Annotated in this window: 11 protein-coding genes; 10 read left to right on the top strand and 1 reads right to left on the bottom strand. The window is 63.1% G+C overall.

The window, feature by feature from the left end; genetic code table 11:
* Positions 1-30 precede the first annotated feature (30 nt).
* From AB5S05_RS08465 to AB5S05_RS08510, 10 genes are all read left to right on the top strand, one after another.
* Positions 31-921, top strand: a complete 891-nt coding sequence (locus AB5S05_RS08465) for an NAD(+) kinase (protein ID WP_369287062.1) — start codon at positions 31-33, stop codon at positions 919-921.
* On the top strand, positions 921-1,895 hold the full coding sequence (locus AB5S05_RS08470; protein ID WP_369287063.1) for a metallophosphoesterase: 975 nt from the start codon (positions 921-923) through the stop codon (positions 1,893-1,895). Before AB5S05_RS08465 ends, AB5S05_RS08470 begins: the two co-directional genes overlap by 1 nt.
* On the top strand, positions 1,892-2,749 hold the full coding sequence (locus AB5S05_RS08475) for a rhomboid family intramembrane serine protease (protein ID WP_369287064.1): 858 nt from the start codon (positions 1,892-1,894) through the stop codon (positions 2,747-2,749). Before AB5S05_RS08470 ends, AB5S05_RS08475 begins: the two co-directional genes overlap by 4 nt.
* A 39-nt stretch (positions 2,750-2,788) precedes the next feature.
* Complete coding sequence (locus AB5S05_RS08480; RefSeq protein ID WP_369287065.1) at positions 2,789-3,055, top strand: YeaC family protein; 267 nt, start codon at positions 2,789-2,791, stop codon at positions 3,053-3,055.
* Positions 3,055-3,882 (top strand): DUF2797 domain-containing protein, encoded by an 828-nt coding sequence (locus AB5S05_RS08485; protein ID WP_369287066.1) that lies wholly within the window; start codon positions 3,055-3,057, stop codon positions 3,880-3,882. The genes AB5S05_RS08480 and AB5S05_RS08485 overlap by 1 nt, the downstream gene beginning before the upstream one ends.
* Positions 3,883-3,958: 76 nt before the next feature.
* Positions 3,959-6,631: an aminopeptidase N gene (gene pepN, locus AB5S05_RS08490; protein ID WP_369287067.1), complete on the top strand. Its 2,673-nt coding sequence runs from the start codon at positions 3,959-3,961 to the stop codon at positions 6,629-6,631.
* Positions 6,632-7,133: 502 nt separating this feature from the next.
* Entirely contained in the window at positions 7,134-9,236 is a 2,103-nt protein-coding gene (locus tag AB5S05_RS08495) for a DUF1302 domain-containing protein (RefSeq protein ID WP_369287068.1), read from the top strand.
* A gap of 69 nt (positions 9,237-9,305) precedes the next feature.
* The gene (locus AB5S05_RS08500) at positions 9,306-10,676 is read left to right on the top strand and encodes a DUF1329 domain-containing protein (protein ID WP_369287069.1); all 1,371 of its coding nucleotides are present in this window, start codon (positions 9,306-9,308) and stop codon (positions 10,674-10,676) included.
* 196 nt (positions 10,677-10,872) lie between these two features.
* Positions 10,873-11,964, top strand: a complete 1,092-nt coding sequence (locus AB5S05_RS08505) for a WD40/YVTN/BNR-like repeat-containing protein (RefSeq protein WP_438943558.1) — start codon at positions 10,873-10,875, stop codon at positions 11,962-11,964.
* Between the two features lie 18 nt (positions 11,965-11,982).
* The gene (locus AB5S05_RS08510) at positions 11,983-14,337 is read left to right on the top strand and encodes an efflux RND transporter permease subunit (RefSeq protein ID WP_369287070.1); all 2,355 of its coding nucleotides are present in this window, start codon (positions 11,983-11,985) and stop codon (positions 14,335-14,337) included.
* 79 nt (positions 14,338-14,416) lie between these two features.
* Here the strand turns inward: AB5S05_RS08510 and lapD are convergent, their stop codons facing one another.
* Positions 14,417-16,360, bottom strand: coding sequence for a cyclic di-GMP receptor LapD (gene lapD / locus AB5S05_RS08515; protein WP_369287071.1), 1,944 nt, complete (start codon positions 16,358-16,360; stop codon positions 14,417-14,419).
* Between the last annotated feature and the right edge of the window lie 12 nt (positions 16,361-16,372).

A 16,372-nucleotide genomic window follows, 5' to 3' on the forward strand; every position in this document is an offset into this window, starting at 1 on the left:
GCCCCAGACTCACAGCTTCGCGGGAGCACCATGGAGCAATTCCGGAATATCGGCATCATCGGTCGCCTGGGCAGTACTCAGGTGCTCGACACCATTCGCCGGCTGAAGCGGTTTCTGCTCGACCGTCACCTGCATGTGATCCTCGAGGACACCATCGCCGAAGTGTTGCCGGGGCATGGTCTGCAGACCTCCTCGCGCAAGATCCTCGGCGAGGTGTGCGACCTGGTCATCGTCGTCGGCGGTGACGGCAGCATGCTCGGCGCCGCCCGTGCCCTGGCACGGCACAAGGTGCCGGTGCTGGGCGTCAACCGCGGCAGCCTGGGTTTTCTCACCGACATCCGTCCCGACGAGCTGGAGCTCAAGGTCGCCGAGGTACTGGAGGGCAATTTCCTGACCGAAAGCCGCTTCCTGCTCGAGGCGGAAGTGCGCCGTCATGGCGAGGCCATCGGTCAGGGCGATGCGCTCAATGATGTGGTCCTGCATCCCGGCAAGTCGACCCGGATGATCGAGTTCGAGCTGTACATCGACGGCCAGTTCGTCTGCAGCCAGAAGTCCGATGGACTGATCGTCGCCACGCCGACCGGCTCTACGGCGTATTCGCTGTCCGCCGGCGGACCGATCATGCATCCCAAGCTGGACGCGATGGTGATAGTGCCGATGTACCCGCATACCCTGTCCAGCCGCCCGATCGTGGTCGATGGCAACAGCGAGCTGAAGATCGTCGTGTCCAAGGACCTGCAGATCTATCCGCAGGTTTCCTGCGATGGCCAGAATCACTTCACCTGCGCCCCGGGCGATACCATCACGGTCGCCAAGCGGCCGCAGAAGCTGCGCCTGATTCACCCGCTCGATCACAACTACTACGAAGTCTGCCGGACCAAGTTGGGTTGGGGCAGTCGCCTCGGGGGCGGGGGGGGCTGATGCTGCTCGATCCGAGCCGCGGTTACGACCTGATCGGCGATATCCACGGTTGTGCCCATACCCTCGAGACCCTGCTCGAGCGCCTGGGCTATCGCCAGCAGGCCGGGGTCTGGCGTCATCCGCGGCGCATGGCGATCTTTCTCGGCGACCTGGTCGATCGTGGTCCGCGCATTCGCGAGGCGCTGCACCTGGTACATGCCATGGTCGAGGCGGGCCAGGCGCTGTGCATCATGGGCAACCACGAGTTCAATGCGCTTGGCTGGAGCACGCCGGCGGCGCCGGGCAGTGGCAGGCACTATGTGCGTGAGCACACGCCGCGGCATGCTCGCCTGATCAATGAAACCCTCGAACAGTTCGTCGCCTATCCCCAGGAGTGGCGCGAGTTTCTCGCCTGGTTCTACGAGTTGCCGTTGTTCATCGACGCCGGGCACTTTCGCGTCGTGCACGCCTGCTGGGATGCCGGCCTGATCGAACCGTTGCGCGCGCAGTTCCCCGACGCCCGTATCGACGAACACTTCCTGCAGGCCTCGGCTGTGCCGGGGAGTTTTGCCAATACCGCACTGGATCGGCTGTTGCGGGGGACCGATATGCGCCTGCCCCATGGCTTGACCCTGACCAGCGACGAGGGCTTCACCCGCGCGCATTTTCGCACCAAGTTCTGGGAGGAAGATCCGCAGACTTACGGCGATATCGTCTTCCAGCCCGACGCACTGCCGGAGGCGGCCGCGCAAACCCCGCTCAGCGAGCTGCAGAAGACCGAGCTGCTGAAGTACGGTGCCGACCAGCCGCTGCTGTTCGTCGGCCATTACTGGCGCCGCGGCAAGCCGGCGCCGATTCGCCCCAACCTGGCCTGCCTGGACTACAGCGCCGTGATGTACGGCAAGCTGGTGGCTTACCGGCTGGACCAGGAGTCTCGTCTCGATGCGCACAAGTTCGTCTGGGTCGAGGTCGAGCGCCAGGAGAGTCCGCAATGACCCCGGTGGCCGTGCTGCGCCTGCCGGTGCAGATCGATCTCGGCGGTTTCATCGCCTTGCTGCAGCGTCTGCGGGTGCCCTTTCGGGTGTCGGAGGAGGCCGGCGAACAGGTGCTCTGGGTGCCCAGCGAGCAGCTGGCCGAACAGGTACGCGAACTCTATCGCCGCTACCCGCAGGGTGACCCGGCGGCGCCGCAGATGGCGGCGCCGCTGGCGGGCGGAGGGTACCTGCAGCCGCTCAAGAACAGCCCGCTGACCAGCGCGATGCTGGCGCTGACGCTGCTGGTCGCCCTGCTGAGCTGGTTCGGCGACAACTTCGCGCTGATCCGCTGGCTGAGCTTCGTCGATTTTCGCATCCAGGGCGACTTCATCTACTTCGCCTACCTGAACGATACGCTCGCCAGCGGCCAGTGGTGGCGGCTGCTGACGCCCATGCTGATCCACTTCGGCGTCCTCCACCTGACCATGAACACCCTGTGGTACTGGATCCTGGGGCGTCGCATCGAGGCTCATCAGGGCGCCTGGATGTTGCTCGGGCTGACCCTGGCATTCAGCCTGGCGGCGAATCTTGCCCAGTACCTGTATGCCGGCCCGTCCTTGTTTGGAGGGCTGTCCGGGGTGTTGTACGGCCTGCTCGGGCATTGCTGGATCTACCAGCGGCTGGCGCCGAACCTCGATTACCGCTTGCCGCCGGGCGTGGTGGTCATGCTGCTGGGCTGGTTGCTGATCTGCATGACCGGGATCTTCGAGCTGCTGCAATTTGCCGCGATAGCCAACGCCGCCCACGTCGGCGGCTTGCTCGCCGGCTGCCTTAGCGGGCTGCTCGGTGGCGCCGTGGCGCGCCGGCGGCGCTGACAGCCTGTTAAACTCGCGCTTCGTCCTTCGGAGGTATCCATGTCGTCGTCCTTTCTCGAGCTGATCGAAAATATCACCCCGCAGATCTACCAGAGCCTCAAGCTGGCGGTGGAGATCGGTAAATGGCCCGACGGCCGCAGGCTGACTCAGGAGCAGAAGGAGCTCAGCCTGCAGGCGTTGATCGCCTGGGAACTGCAGAACCTTCCGGAAGACCAGCGCATCGGCTACATGGGCGCGCAGGAGTGCGGCTCCAAGTCCGAGCCGGTGCCGAACCTGCTGTTCAAGTCCTCGGATACCCTGCACTGATGAATGAGCTGGCACGGGGTTCGTTGAGCAAGATGGCGGCGCGCCTGGGCGCGCCGGTGCAGTACGCCTTTCGCCTGGACGAGCAGGAGGTGCCGGTCAATCGACTGATCGGCAGCCATCTGCGCCTGGAATACCTGGGGGCGATCCACTGCACCCACTGCGGGCGCAAGACCAAGACCAGTTTCAGCCAGGGCTATTGCTATCCTTGCATGCAGAAGCTGGCGCAGTGCGACATCTGCATCATGAGTCCGGAGCGTTGCCATTACCACGCCGGCACCTGCCGCGAACCGAGCTGGGGCGAGCAGTTCTGCATGACCGATCATGTGGTCTATCTGGCCAATTCCTCCGGGGTCAAGGTGGGTATCACCCGCGCCACCCAGGTGCCGACGCGCTGGCTTGATCAGGGGGCGAGCCAGGCGTTGCCGATCCTGCGGGTCGCCACCCGCCAGCAGTCCGGTTTCGTCGAGGACCTGCTGCGCAGTCAGGTGGCGGACAAGACCAACTGGCGCGCACTGCTCAAGGGCGATGCAGCACCGGTCGATCTGGCGGCGGTCCGCGATCAGCTGTTCGACAGCTGTGCGGCAGGCCTGCAGGGGCTGCAGGAGCGCTTCGGCATCCAGGCAATTCAGCCGCTCGCCGATGCCCAGCCGCTGGAGATCGCCTACCCGATCGAGGCCTACCCGGCCAAGATCAGCAGCTTCAACCTGGACAAGAACCCGATCGCCGAGGGCACCCTGATCGGGGTCAAGGGCCAGTACCTGATGTTCGACAGCGGGGTGATCAACATCCGCAAGTACACCGGCTACCAGTTGGCCGTGGCGCAATAAGTCATTCGTCGAGCAGTCCAGACCCAAATAGCACAGCGGGCCCAACCCAGGCCCAGAACAGGAAGGGCCACAAGCCATGCGTACCGAACAACCGAAGATGATCTACCTCAAGGACTACCAGGCGCCGGACTACCTGATCGACGAGACGCACCTGACCTTCGAGTTGTTCGAGGATCACAGCCTGGTCCATGCGCAACTGGTGATGCGCCGCAACCCCGAGCGCGCGGCCGCCGATCCGGGTGCAGGATTACCGCCACTGGTGCTCGACGGCCAGCAGCTCGAGTTGCTCTCGCTGTCCGTGGATGGCCGGGAGCTGACGCCAGGCGACTACCAGCTGGACGACAGCCACTTGAGCCTGCAGCCCGAAGCCGCCAGCTTCGTGATCGACAGCAGCGTGCGCATACATCCGGAGAGCAATACCGCGCTCGAGGGCCTGTACAAGTCCGGCAGCATGTTCTGTACCCAGTGCGAGGCCGAGGGCTTCCGCAAGATCACCTACTACCTCGATCGTCCGGACGTGATGAGCAAGTTCACCACCACGCTCAGCGCCGAACAGCACCGCTACCCGGTATTGCTGTCCAACGGCAACCCGATCGCCAGCGGCCCGGATGAGGGGGGGCGGCACTGGGTGACCTGGGAGGATCCGTTCAAGAAGCCGGCCTACCTGTTCGCCTTGGTCGCCGGCGACCTCTGGTGTGTGGAAGACAGTTTCACCACCATGACCCAGCGCGAGGTGGCGCTGCGCATCTATGTCGAGCCTGAGAACATCGACAAGTGCCAGCACGCCATGGACAGCCTGAAGAAGTCGATGCGCTGGGACGAGGAGGTCTACGGCCGCGAGTACGACCTGGACATCTTCATGATCGTCGCGGTCAACGACTTCAACATGGGCGCCATGGAGAACAAGGGCCTCAACATCTTCAACTCCAGCTGCGTGCTGGCCCGTGCCGAGACCGCCACCGACGCCGCCCACCAGCGGGTCGAGGCGGTGGTCGCCCATGAGTACTTCCACAACTGGTCGGGCAACCGGGTGACCTGTCGCGACTGGTTCCAGCTGTCGCTCAAGGAAGGCTTCACGGTGTTCCGCGATGCCGAGTTCAGTGCCGACATGAACTCGCGCACGGTCAAGCGTATCGAGGACGTGGCCTACCTGCGCACCCACCAGTTCGCCGAGGATGCCGGGCCCATGGCCCATCCGGTGCGCCCGGACGCCTTCATCGAGATCTCCAACTTCTACACCCTGACGGTCTACGAGAAGGGCTCGGAAGTGGTGCGGATGATCCACACCCTGGTCGGCGCCGAGGGCTTTCGCCAGGGCACCGATCTGTATTTTGCCCGCCACGACGGCCAGGCCGTGACCTGCGACGACTTCATCAAGGCGATGGAGGATGCCAACGGCATCGACCTGAGCCAGTTCAAGCGCTGGTACAGCCAGGGCGGCACACCCCGCCTGGCAGTCGGCGAAGCCTACGACGCGCAGGCCAAGACCTACAGCCTGAGCTTCCGGCAGAGCTGCCCGGCGACGCCAGGACAGCAGGACAAGCAGCCCTTCGTGATCCCGGTGGCCATGGGCCTTCTCGACGGCCAAGGCCGTGAGATGCCCCTGCGCCTGGCAGACGAGGCAGCCGCTGTCGGTACCAGTCGCGTGCTTTCGATTACCGAGGCGGAGCAGAGCTTCACCTTCGTCGATGTCGCCGAGCAGCCGCTGCCGTCCCTGCTGCGCGGCTTCAGCGCACCGGTCAAGTTGAGCTTCCCCTACAGCCGCGACCAGCTGATGTACCTGATGCAGCACGACAGCGACGGCTTCAACCGCTGGGAAGCCGGCCAGCAGCTGTCAGTGCAGGTGCTGCAGGAATTGATCGGCCAGCACCGGCGCGGCGAGACCATGGTGCTCGATCAGCGCCTGGTCAAGGCCCTGGGCAGTCTGCTGGACAATGCGACCCTGGATCAGGCCATGGTTGCCGAGATGCTCTCGTTGCCGGGCGAGGCCTACCTCACCGAAATCAGTGAGGTCGCCGATGTCGACGCCATTCATGCTGCCCGCGAGTTCGCTCGCGGACAACTGGCCGAGGCGCTGTTCGAGCCCCTGTGGCAGCGCTACCAGGCCAACCGCGAGGTCTCCCGCAGCAGCGCCTATGTCGCCGAGGCCGCACACTTCGCCCGGCGCAGCCTGCAGAACATCGCCCTGTCGTACCTGATGCTGAGCACCAGGCCGGAGGTGCTGGCCGCCTGCCTGGAGCAGTTCGAGGTGTGCGACAACATGACCGAGCGCCTCGCCGCCCTGGCTGTGCTGGTCAATTCACCCTTCGAGGAGGAGAAGGCCAAGGCCCTGGCAACCTTCGCCGACTTCTTCAAGGACAATCCGCTGGTGATGGATCAGTGGTTCAGCGTCCAGGCCGCCTGCAGCCTGCCCGGTGGGCTGCGGCGGGTTCAACAGTTGATGGGGCATCCTGCCTTCACCCTGAAGAACCCGAACAAGGTGCGCGCCCTGATCGGTGCGTTCAGCGGGCAGAATCCGGTCAATTTCCACGCCACTGACGGCAGCGGTTACCGCTTTCTCGCCGATCAGATCATCACCCTCAATGCCCTCAATCCGCAGATCGCCGCGCGCCTGCTGGCGCCGCTGACCCGTTGGGGCAAGTACGACGCGGCACGCCAGGCGCTGATGAAAGGCGAACTCGAACGGATTCTGGCCTCCGGCGAGCTGTCCAGCGACGTGTTCGAAGTGGTCAGCAAGAGCCTGGTTTAGGCCGAGCTGCTCCGCAAAAGTGTTACCGGCGCCTGTTCGGTAACACTTTTTTTGTTACCTGGGGGAGTCCAAGTACATTTTCTAATGCGCAATCTCGTTTGAGAGATTGGCGCCTGGCTTGACTGTGCCCGCTATTCGTGGGTCGCGCGGTTCGCTCGGCGCAGCCAGGTTCGAATGGCTTGTCGGATCGTCCGACAGGATCGGAGCGGTGCAAGCTTGAAATGAGTGGATTTGTTCAGTGAATGATCAGTCATAAAGAATCCCGGTGGTCCCGTTTTTCGCTGGCGGAACTTTTTTATACGGTCGTTTGAATTGGCACCATGGTTGCAATATCCGTCGACGATTAGGCCCCGAAATGGTGCGCGCCTGACGGGGAGCCATCGCCGGTGCTGGAGTTGCTTCCGGTTCCATCAAGGTCGTCGCCAGTACGGCCTCATCGCACCGCGGAAGTCCGCGGCGCAACAAATAAAGAAGAACGATCTGTCCACGGAGTGAAGTCTCGATGGAAATTAAGTCCCGTAAACCCGTATTGCGCTTTGCGCCGGCCATGGCCGGATTCGCCTTGGCGGGCGTCTTGCCGCTGTTGGTGGCCGCCCAGGTCCAGGCCGTCGAATTCAGCTTCGCCGACAACGAGGTCAGTGGCTCCATCGATACCACCCTGTCCTACGGCCAGCTGTGGCGCGTGCAGGGCCAGGACAAGAGCAACAACGACATCAACACCAACGACGGCAATCGCAATTTCGATACCGGCTTGGTCTCCGAGGTCTTCAAGATCACCACTGATCTGGGGGTGAGTTACCAGAACTATGGTGCCTTCATCCGTGGTACCGCCTTCTATGACACCCAGATCATGGACAAGCGTAACGACTACTACAGTGCCAACGATCCGGTGCAGCCGAGCCAGAGCTTCCCGAACGACGACCACTTCACCCACGAGACCCGCCACAAGGCCGGCCGCGATGCACAGATCCTCGACGCCTATATCTATGGCAACTGGGACCTGGCCGAGATGCCGGTGACCGCGCGCCTGGGCAAGCAGGTCTTCAACTGGGGTGAGGGCATCTTCTACCGCGGTGGCATCAATACCACCAACCCGGTGGATGCGGCCAAGTTCCGCCTGCCAGGCTCGGAACTGAAGGAAGTACTGGTGCCGGTCGAGGCGCTGAACTTCAGCATCGGCCTGACCGACAACCTGTCGATGGAGACCTTCTATCAGTTCAACTGGAAGGAAACCGCCATCGACCCGGTGGGTACCTATTTCTCCGAGACCGACCTGTTCGCCGATGGCGGCAATACGGCTTATAGCGAGCAGACTGCGTTGGCGTCCGTGCGACCGCTTTATCAGGGGCTGAGCGGGTTTGGCGTGGGTGGTTTGCAGGGCAACAGTTACTTCGACAGCAATGGCACCATCAAGGTGGCCAGTATCCAGTCGGACCTGAACGCCAAGAACGACGGTCAGTTTGGCGTAGCCTTCCGCTATATCGCCGAAGAGCTGAACTCCACCGAATTCGGCTTCTACTTCGTCAACTACCACAGCAAAGAGCCGACCATCTATGCGGACCTGAATAGCTCCTATGCGGGGCTCGACCTGGCCGCAATCGCCGGTGCAGCTGGTGCTCAGTTGGACCCGCTGGTCAAGGCTGGCGTTGTTTCCAATGTTCAGCAGAATGTGAATCCAGCGTTCAGTTCGGCAATGTTGGATAACATCATCGCCACCGCCGGCAACGGCTCGACCCTGGGTAGTGCCGCGCTTGAACAGGTTATTCTTCAGGGTTACCAAAACTCGCTGACCAGTACCGTAAACGGTGCGGTCGGTGGCATTGCTGCGGTCGATGTGGCCAATCAGGTCAACGGTCGCCGTGAGTATGCCGAAGACATTCGCATGTACGGCATGAGCTTCAATACCACCGTTGGCGAAGCCTCGGTATTCGGTGAGCTGTCCTACCGGCCGAACCTGCCGATCGGCATCGCCGCTACCAACGACATGTTGGGCGACCTGTTGTCCCAGGCCGCATCACTGGCTAGTGGTGGGGGAGCCACCATCGCTGGGCAAGATGTTGTTATCACCGATCAGATCCATAATTCTGAGCGCGTCGAAGCCTTCAATGCCTCCTTGGGCAGCATCTATAACTTCGGTCCGACTCTTGGTTTCGACTCGCTGTTCGGCGTGGCCGAACTGGCGTCCGAGCATATTCGCGGCAGCGATCTCAAGTATGTCGGCATGGATCCGGTGACTAGGACGCTGACCCAGGAGCGCTCCTATGCCGGCCGTCCAAATGGCTCCTACTGGTCTGGCTTCGATCGCGACGACCAGATCAACAAGAATGCCTACGGCTATACCCTGTTGCTTAACGGTACCTGGAACGATGTCTATGCGGGGGTCAACCTCTCGCCGTTCGCCGTGTTCAAGCACGACTTCGAGGGCAACTCGCACCAGACCGGCAACTTCATCGAGGGGCGCAAGGCCTATACGGTTGGCCTCAAGGCCAACTACCTGAACAGCCTGGAAGCCGAACTGCAGTACACCGAGTTCTATGGCGCCGGGCAGAACAATAGCACCCGCGACCGCGACAACATCGGGGTCAACGTCAAGTACTCGTTCTAAGTTCCTATTAGCGAAATGCCGGGTGCCCTGCGGGGTGCCACGGTCGATGATTGAACACGGAGAATCAAGATGCTCAAGAAGCACACGCTGATCGGTGCGGCCATTGCGCTGGCACTTTCTGCCGGCGGCGCGCTGGCCGCTGTCTCGCCGCTCGAGGCGGCCAAGCTGGGCACCAGCCTGACCCCCTTCGGTGCCGAAAAGGCCGGTAACGCCGCGGGCACCATCCCCGAGTGGACCGGCGGGATCACCCAGGTGCCGGCCGGCTACAAGACGCCCGGCCAGCACCATGTCGATCCCTTTGCCGCTGACAAGCCGCTGTTCACCATCACCAAGGCCAACCTGGAGCAGTACAAGGACAACCTGACCCCGGGGCAGGTGGCGATGTTCAACACCTACCCGAACAGCTACCAGATGCCGGTCTATCAGACCCGGCGTTCCGGCTCGGCGCCGCAGTGGGTGTATGACAACACGATCAAGAACGCCACCTCCGCCAAGCTGCTCGATGGCGGCAACGGTTTTGCCGATGCCTATGGCGCCATCCCGTTCCCGATTCCGCAGAATGGTGTCGAGGCCCTGTGGAACCACGTCGCGCGCTACCGCGGCAGCTATATCGTGCGTCGCGCCTCGGAAGTGGCCGTGCAGCGCAACGGCGACTACTCGCTGGTGACCTCGCAGCAGGAGGCCATGTTCAAGTACTACGAACCGAAAGGCTCGTTCGCCGACATGAACAACATCATGTTCTACTACCTGTCCTTCACCAAGAGCCCGGCACGCCTGGCTGGCGGTGCGGTGCTGGTGCACGAGACCCTGGATCAGGTCAAGGAGCCGCGCCAGGCCTGGGGCTATAACGCCGGTCAGCGCCGCGTGCGGCGTGCGCCGAACCTGGCCTACGACACGCCGATTGCGGCGGCCGATGGCCTGCGTACCGCCGATGACACCGACATGTTCAACGGTGCACCGGATCGTTACGACTGGAAGTTGGTGGGCAAGAAGGAAATCTACATTCCCTACAACAACTACAAGGTCACCAGCCCCGAGGTCAAGTACAAGGACCTGCTGCAGGTCGGTCACCTGAATCCGGCGTTAACCCGCAATGAGCTGCACCGTGTGTGGGTGGTCGAGGGTACGCTGAAGTCCGGTGCGCGGCACATCTACTCCAAGCGCACCCTGTTCCTCGACGAGGACAGCTGGCAGGCGGCGGTGGTCGATCAGTACGACGGCCGTGGCGAGCTGTGGCGTGTATCGCTCGCCTACCTGAAGAACTACTACGACCTGCCGACCACCTGGTCTGCGCTGGACACCTTCCACGATCTGCAGGCGCGCCGCTACCACGTGCAGAACCTGGACAACGAAGAGGAGAGCACCATCGACTTCAGTCAGCCGATTCCGGACGACGGCTACTTCAAGCCGGCGGCCCTGCGTCGCCGCGGCACGCGCTGATCTTCGTGTAGTGCTGGGCAAAGGCCGCTACAGTAGTAGCGGCCTTTTGCATTGGTCGGTCGAATAGAGCGTCAATCACGCGGGTTTGCCTTAACAAAACATAACGTCGCGGCGATTGTCAGGTCTTTCCAAAGCTCAGTAGCATAAGCGGCCTGCTATCAGGCAGTGCCACCTATAAGAACAAGGGGGAAGGTATATGAGTGAGCCCGTCATGCGGCGCACCCAGTCCGGTCATGCTGCAGGAGCCATGCGTGCGCTGGCGTTTCGCGATTACTCGCCGCTGGCTAGAGCGCTCTCGCTGTGCAGTGTGCTGTCCATTCTGTTTCTTGCTGGCGCACCGCTGCAGGTGCAGGCGGCCGATGAGGCTGCCGCTCGTTACTCGATCGAATCGTCCAAGGCTCAGCACAGTCTGCTGCTGGATGTCGTGAGCCTGGGCAAGCGCCTGGTGGCCGTGGGCGACCGTGGCCACATCCTCTACTCCGATGACAACGCCGCCAGTTGGGCCCAGGCCAAGGTGCCGACCCGGCAGATGCTGACCGCGGTGTTCTTCGTCGACGACCAGCATGGCTGGGCGGTCGGCCATGATGCTCTGATTCTCGCCAGCAGCGATGGCGGCGCCACCTGGACCAAGCAGTTCGAGGAGCGCGAGCGTGAAGCGCCGCTGCTCGATGTCTGGTTCAAGGACCGCGATAACGGTTATGCCGTGGGCGCCTACGGCGCGCTGCTGGAAACCACCGATGGTGGGGCGAACTGGGAAGACGTCAGCGACCGCCTGGACAACGAAGATGGTTATCACCTCAACGCCATAGTCGCGGTCAAGGATGCCGGGCTGTTCATCGTCGGCGAACTGGGGGCCATGTTCCGTTCCGCCGACTGGGGACAAACCTGGGAGGCGGTGCAGGGCCCCTATGAAGGCTCACTGTTCGGCGCCCTGGGTACCGACGAAGCGGGCAACCTGCTTGCCTACGGCCTGCGTGGTCATCTTTTCCGTTCGAGCGATTTCGGCGACAGCTGGCAGCGAATCGAACTGAATACGCCCAGCAACGGCCCGCTGGAGTTCGGCCTGGCCGACGGCAACCTGTTGGCCGATGGCTCGATCGTGGTGGTCGGGCATGGCGGCAGCGTGCTGAAGAGCAGCGACGGTGGCCGCAGCTTCAGCCTGTTCAATCGCGCCGACCGGATCTCGTTGGCGGGCATCACTGCACTGGATAACGGCAATCTGATTCTGGTGGGGCAGGGCGGCGTGCATACCGCCTCGCCGACTGGCGCCGATCTGGGCCAACAATAATAAGCCGGGAGAGTTTGCATGAGTAAGCATCAACAACAACCTGCGTCTTTCCTCGAACGGTTGATCTTCAACAACCGTCCGGCAGTTATCCTGCTGTGCCTGTTGATCAGCATTTTCCTGTTCTACCAGGCCGCTCAGGTGCGCCCGCAAACCAGCTTCGAAAAGATGATTCCGCTGGGGCACCCCTACATCCAGAAGATGCTCGAGCACCGCAATGACCTGGCGAACCTGGGCAACACCGTGCGTATCTCGGTGGAAGCGGTGGAAGGGGACATCTTCAGCAAGGAGTACATGGATACGCTGCGGCAGATCCATGACGAGGTGTTCTATATTCCCGGCGTCGATCGCTCCGGCCTGAAGTCGCTGTGGAGCCCGAGCGTACGCTGGACCGAGGTGACCGAAGAGGGCTTCGCCGGTGGCGAGGTGATCCCGCAGACCTACGACGGTTCGTCCGAGAGCCTGGAGGCGCTGCGCAGCAACATCCTCAAGTCGGGCCAGGTCGGTCGTCTGGTGGCGAACAATTTCAAGTCGAGCATCGTCGACGTGCCGCTGCTGGAGTCCTATCCGGACCCGGACGACCAGAGCAAGCTGGTGCCGCTGAACTACCAGCAGTTCTCCCATGAGCTGGAAGAGAAGATTCGCGAGAAGTACCAGGCACAGAATCCCAATGTGAAGGTGCACATCATCGGTTTCGCCAAGAAGGTCGGCGATCTGATCGATGGCCTGATCGGTGTGGCGCTGTTCTTCGCGGTGGCCATCGGCATCACCTTTGTCCTGCTGCTGTGGTTTACCCGCTGCTTCAAGAGCGCCATGGCGGTGGTGTTGACCACCCTGGTGGCGGTGGTCTGGCAGCTTGGCTTGCTGCATACCCTGGGCTTTGGCCTGGACCCTTACTCGATGCTGGTGCCGTTCCTGGTGTTCGCCATCGGTATTTCCCATGGGGTGCAGAAGATCAACGGCATCGCCATGGCCTCGGGCGAGGCGACCGATGCGCTGTCCGCCGCGCGCATGGCGTTCCGTCAGCTGTTCATTCCAGGCTTGGTGGCGCTGCTCTCCGATGCCGTCGGCTTCGTGACCCTGCTGCTGATCGATATCGGCGTGATCCGCGAGCTGGCCATAGGCGCGTCCATGGGTGTGGCGGTGATCATCCTGACCAACCTGATCCTGCTGCCGGTGATGATTTCCTACATCGGCATCAGCAAGAAGGCGGTCAAGCGCAGCCGTGAAGAGGCGGCCAAGGACCACCCGCTGTGGCGCCTGATTTCCAACTTCGCCCATCCGATGGTCGCACCGATTTCCGTGGTGGTTGCCCTGGGCGCGCTGGGCGGCGGCATCTGGTATGGCCAGAATCTGAAGATCGGCGACCTCGACGCTGGCGCCCCGGAACTGCACCCGGACTCGCGCTACAACCTGGATAACGACTTCGTCATCCGCAACTATTCGACCAGCTCGGATGTGCTGGTGGTGATGGTCAAGACCGCCACCGAGCGTTGCTCGTCCTACCCGGCGCTGGCGGCCATGGACGAACTGATGTGGACCATGGAGAACACCCCGGGGGTGCAGTCGGCCATCTCCATGGTCACGGTGTCGCGTCAGGTGATCAAGGGCATGAACGAGGGCAACCTCAAGTGGGAAACCCTGTCGCGTAACCAGGACGTGCTGAACAACTCCATCGCCCGTGCCGATGGCCTGTACAACAGCGACTGTTCCCTGGCGCCGGTACTGGTGTTCCTTAACGACCACAAGGCCGAGACCCTGGAGCGCGCCGTCAAGGTCGCCGAAGACTTCGCCAAGGAAAACAATCGCGATGGCTTGCAGTTCCTCCTCGCCGCCGGTAATGCCGGCATCGAGGCGGCGACCAACGAGGTGATCGCCGAGTCGGAAAACACCATGCTGGTGGCTGTGTATGCGGCGGTGAGCATCATGTGCCTGCTGACCTTCCGCTCCATCGCCGCCACCCTGTGCGTGATCCTGCCGCTGGTGTTGACCTCGGTGCTGGGCAACGCGCTGATGGCCTACATGGGCATCGGGGTGAAGGTGGCGACCCTGCCGGTGATCGCCCTGGGCGTGGGCATCGGCGTCGACTACGGCATCTATATCTACAGCCGGCTGGAAACCTACCTGCGCCAGGGGCTGTCGTTGCAGGAAGCCTACTACGAGACCCTCAAGTCGACCGGCAAGGCGGTGCTGTTCACCGGTGTCTGCCTGGCGATCGGCGTGGCCACCTGGATCTTCTCGGCGATCAAGTTTCAGGCCGACATGGGCCTGATGCTGACCTTCATGTTCCTCTGGAACATGATCGGCGCTATCTGGCTGCTGCCGGCCCTGGCGCGTTTCCTGATCAACCCGGAGAAGCTGCGCAACAAGGCCTGAACGGCCCCTGCGCCATTAAAAGCCGCGGCCCCTGGGCCGCGGTTTTTTTTGCCCGGCGGCGAGCGAAGGTGACGTCGGCTTACTGCCCCGGGGCCGGCGGGCCGACCAGGCGGCCCATGGCGCCATGCAGGCCCAGTTCGTTGAGCGCGTCGAGCTCGCCTTGCGTCTCCACCATCTCGGCGATCACCGGCAGGTCGATGCTGTTGGCCGCTCGCTGGATCGCCTCGATGAACAGGCGCTTGTCGCTTTCGTGGTCGATCGCGCGAATGTAGCTGCCGTCTATCTTCAGGTAGGCCAGGCCCAGGTGGGCGAGGTTGCCGATCAGGCTGAAGCGTCCACCGAAGTGCTGCAGGCCGAGTTGGCAGCCGCGCGCGCGTACCTCCCGGCACAGCACTTCCAGCTCGGCAGGCGGCGGCAGGTAGCGCTCGTCGATCTCCAGGGTCAGCAGCGTCGCCTGTTGGGGATGCTGGGCGAGAATAACGAGCAGTTGCGCCAGGCTTTCAGGTTCATGCAGGGTTGCCGCCGACAGGCTCAGGGCCAGCGGCCGCGGGCGGGCGGCAAGGGCGGCCAGGCTGTGTTCGAGCATGCTCCGGTCGAAGCGCGCGGCCCAGCCCAGGCGTTCGATCCAGGGCAGGAAGTGACCGGCCACAATGGCTTGTCCTTGCGGGTCGTGCAGCCGCGCCAGAACTTTTTCGTGCAGCACCTGGCTCAGGTCGGCGCAGCGCGCCACCGGCTGGAAGTACAGCTGTAACCTGTCCAGCTGCAGCGCCTGATCGATCCAGCCGCGCCAGTCGTGCAGGCTCTGGCTGGGGCGCGGATGGTAGTCGTCGAGACGTTGCCAGGGCTGGCTTGGATTGCTCTGGGCCTGGGCCAGGGCCTGGTCGGCACGGGCCAGCACGGCCGGGATGGTCTCGCCGGGCTTGTAGGCGGCGATCCCCAGGTGCGCGACCGGCATGCAGTCGCTGGCACCGGTCTGGCGCAGATTGTCCAGGCCTTCTTGCAGGGTCAGGGCGAGCAGGTCGGCATCCTCGCCGGTCAGGCCTGGTGCCAGCAGGCTGAATTCGCCGCCGCGGGTGCGCGCCGCCAGCCAGTCGTGGCCGCTGTGTTGCGCCTGCAGGCGCTGGAGCAGGCCGCCGATCGCGCCGATCAGGCTGTCGGCGCGTTGGCCGCCTAAGCGCTGGTTCAGGCCGGCCAGGTCATTGACCCTCAGCAGCAGCAGATAGCCGGCGGCGTTCTGTTCGACCTCGTTGAGCTGGCTGGCCAGGGTCAGCTCGAACAGACGGCGATTGGCCAGGCCGGTGAGGCTGTCCTGATAGGCCTGTTCGCGCAGTTTCTCGCTGCGCGCGGCTTCTTCGGCGAACAGCTGCCTGAGCTTCTCGACCATCTGGTTCAGCGCCAGCACCACCCGCCGCAATTCGGGCGTTCGGGGTATGCGCGGCAGGCTGAGGAACTCGCGGCGGGAAATCGCCTGGGCCTGTTGCACCATGCTGTCCAGTGGGCGCAACTGGGTACGCAGCAGCCAGCCGCCGAGTACCGCGCTGACCAGGCCGCACAGCAGCAGCCAGAGCAGGCTGGCGACGGCGCTGTCCCACAGCTTGGCGATGGCGAATTGCGGGTGGCTGACCACCTCGACCCGCGCCGCCTGCTCCCAGCCGCGCATGACCAGGGCATCGCCGCCCTGGGCCTGGAGGTCGACCAGCTTGGCGAACCAGCTCGGTACCTGGCCGCCGTCGACCTCGGCCTGGCGTTCGACGATCACTTGATTGTCCGGGATGCTGAGCACGCGGATACGGCTGAAGTAGCCGCTGTCGAAGATCGAACTGACCATCAGTTCGATCATCGTCGGGTCGTCGACGTGTGGGGTCATCGACAGGCCGAGTGCGGTGGCCGCGTCCTGGGCGTGGGAGCGCAACTGCTCGATCAACTGGCTGCGCGAGCTTTCCACGCCGGCGATGAAGCTGCCGGTGAAGGCCACCACCAGAAACAGGCAGATGGCGAGAAACAGCTGTTTGAGTAGGGACATGGACGTTCTCCT

Origin of the sequence: Pseudomonas zhanjiangensis (assembly GCF_041027545.1) — a bacterium.
GTDB classification, from domain to species: domain Bacteria; phylum Pseudomonadota; class Gammaproteobacteria; order Pseudomonadales; family Pseudomonadaceae; genus Aquipseudomonas; species Aquipseudomonas zhanjiangensis.

Bases quoted from the DNA above. Each gene is read 5' to 3' on its own strand.
- AB5S05_RS08495 (WP_369287068.1), top strand. From the start codon at position 7,134: ATGGAAATTAAGTCCCGTAAACCCGTATTGCGCTTTGCGCCGGCCATG.
- AB5S05_RS08480 (WP_369287065.1), top strand. From the start codon at position 2,789: ATGTCGTCGTCCTTTCTCGAGCTGATCGAAAATATCACCCCGCAGATC.
- lapD (WP_369287071.1), bottom strand. From the start codon at position 16,360: ATGTCCCTACTCAAACAGCTGTTTCTCGCCATCTGCCTGTTTCTGGTG.
- AB5S05_RS08475 (WP_369287064.1), top strand. From the start codon at position 1,892: ATGACCCCGGTGGCCGTGCTGCGCCTGCCGGTGCAGATCGATCTCGGC.
- pepN (WP_369287067.1), top strand. From the start codon at position 3,959: ATGCGTACCGAACAACCGAAGATGATCTACCTCAAGGACTACCAGGCG.
- AB5S05_RS08485 (WP_369287066.1), top strand. From the start codon at position 3,055: ATGAATGAGCTGGCACGGGGTTCGTTGAGCAAGATGGCGGCGCGCCTG.
- AB5S05_RS08465 (WP_369287062.1), top strand. From the start codon at position 31: ATGGAGCAATTCCGGAATATCGGCATCATCGGTCGCCTGGGCAGTACT.
- AB5S05_RS08500 (WP_369287069.1), top strand. From the start codon at position 9,306: ATGCTCAAGAAGCACACGCTGATCGGTGCGGCCATTGCGCTGGCACTT.
- AB5S05_RS08470 (WP_369287063.1), top strand. From the start codon at position 921: ATGCTGCTCGATCCGAGCCGCGGTTACGACCTGATCGGCGATATCCAC.
- AB5S05_RS08505 (WP_438943558.1), top strand. From the start codon at position 10,873: ATGAGTGAGCCCGTCATGCGGCGCACCCAGTCCGGTCATGCTGCAGGA.
- AB5S05_RS08510 (WP_369287070.1), top strand. From the start codon at position 11,983: ATGAGTAAGCATCAACAACAACCTGCGTCTTTCCTCGAACGGTTGATC.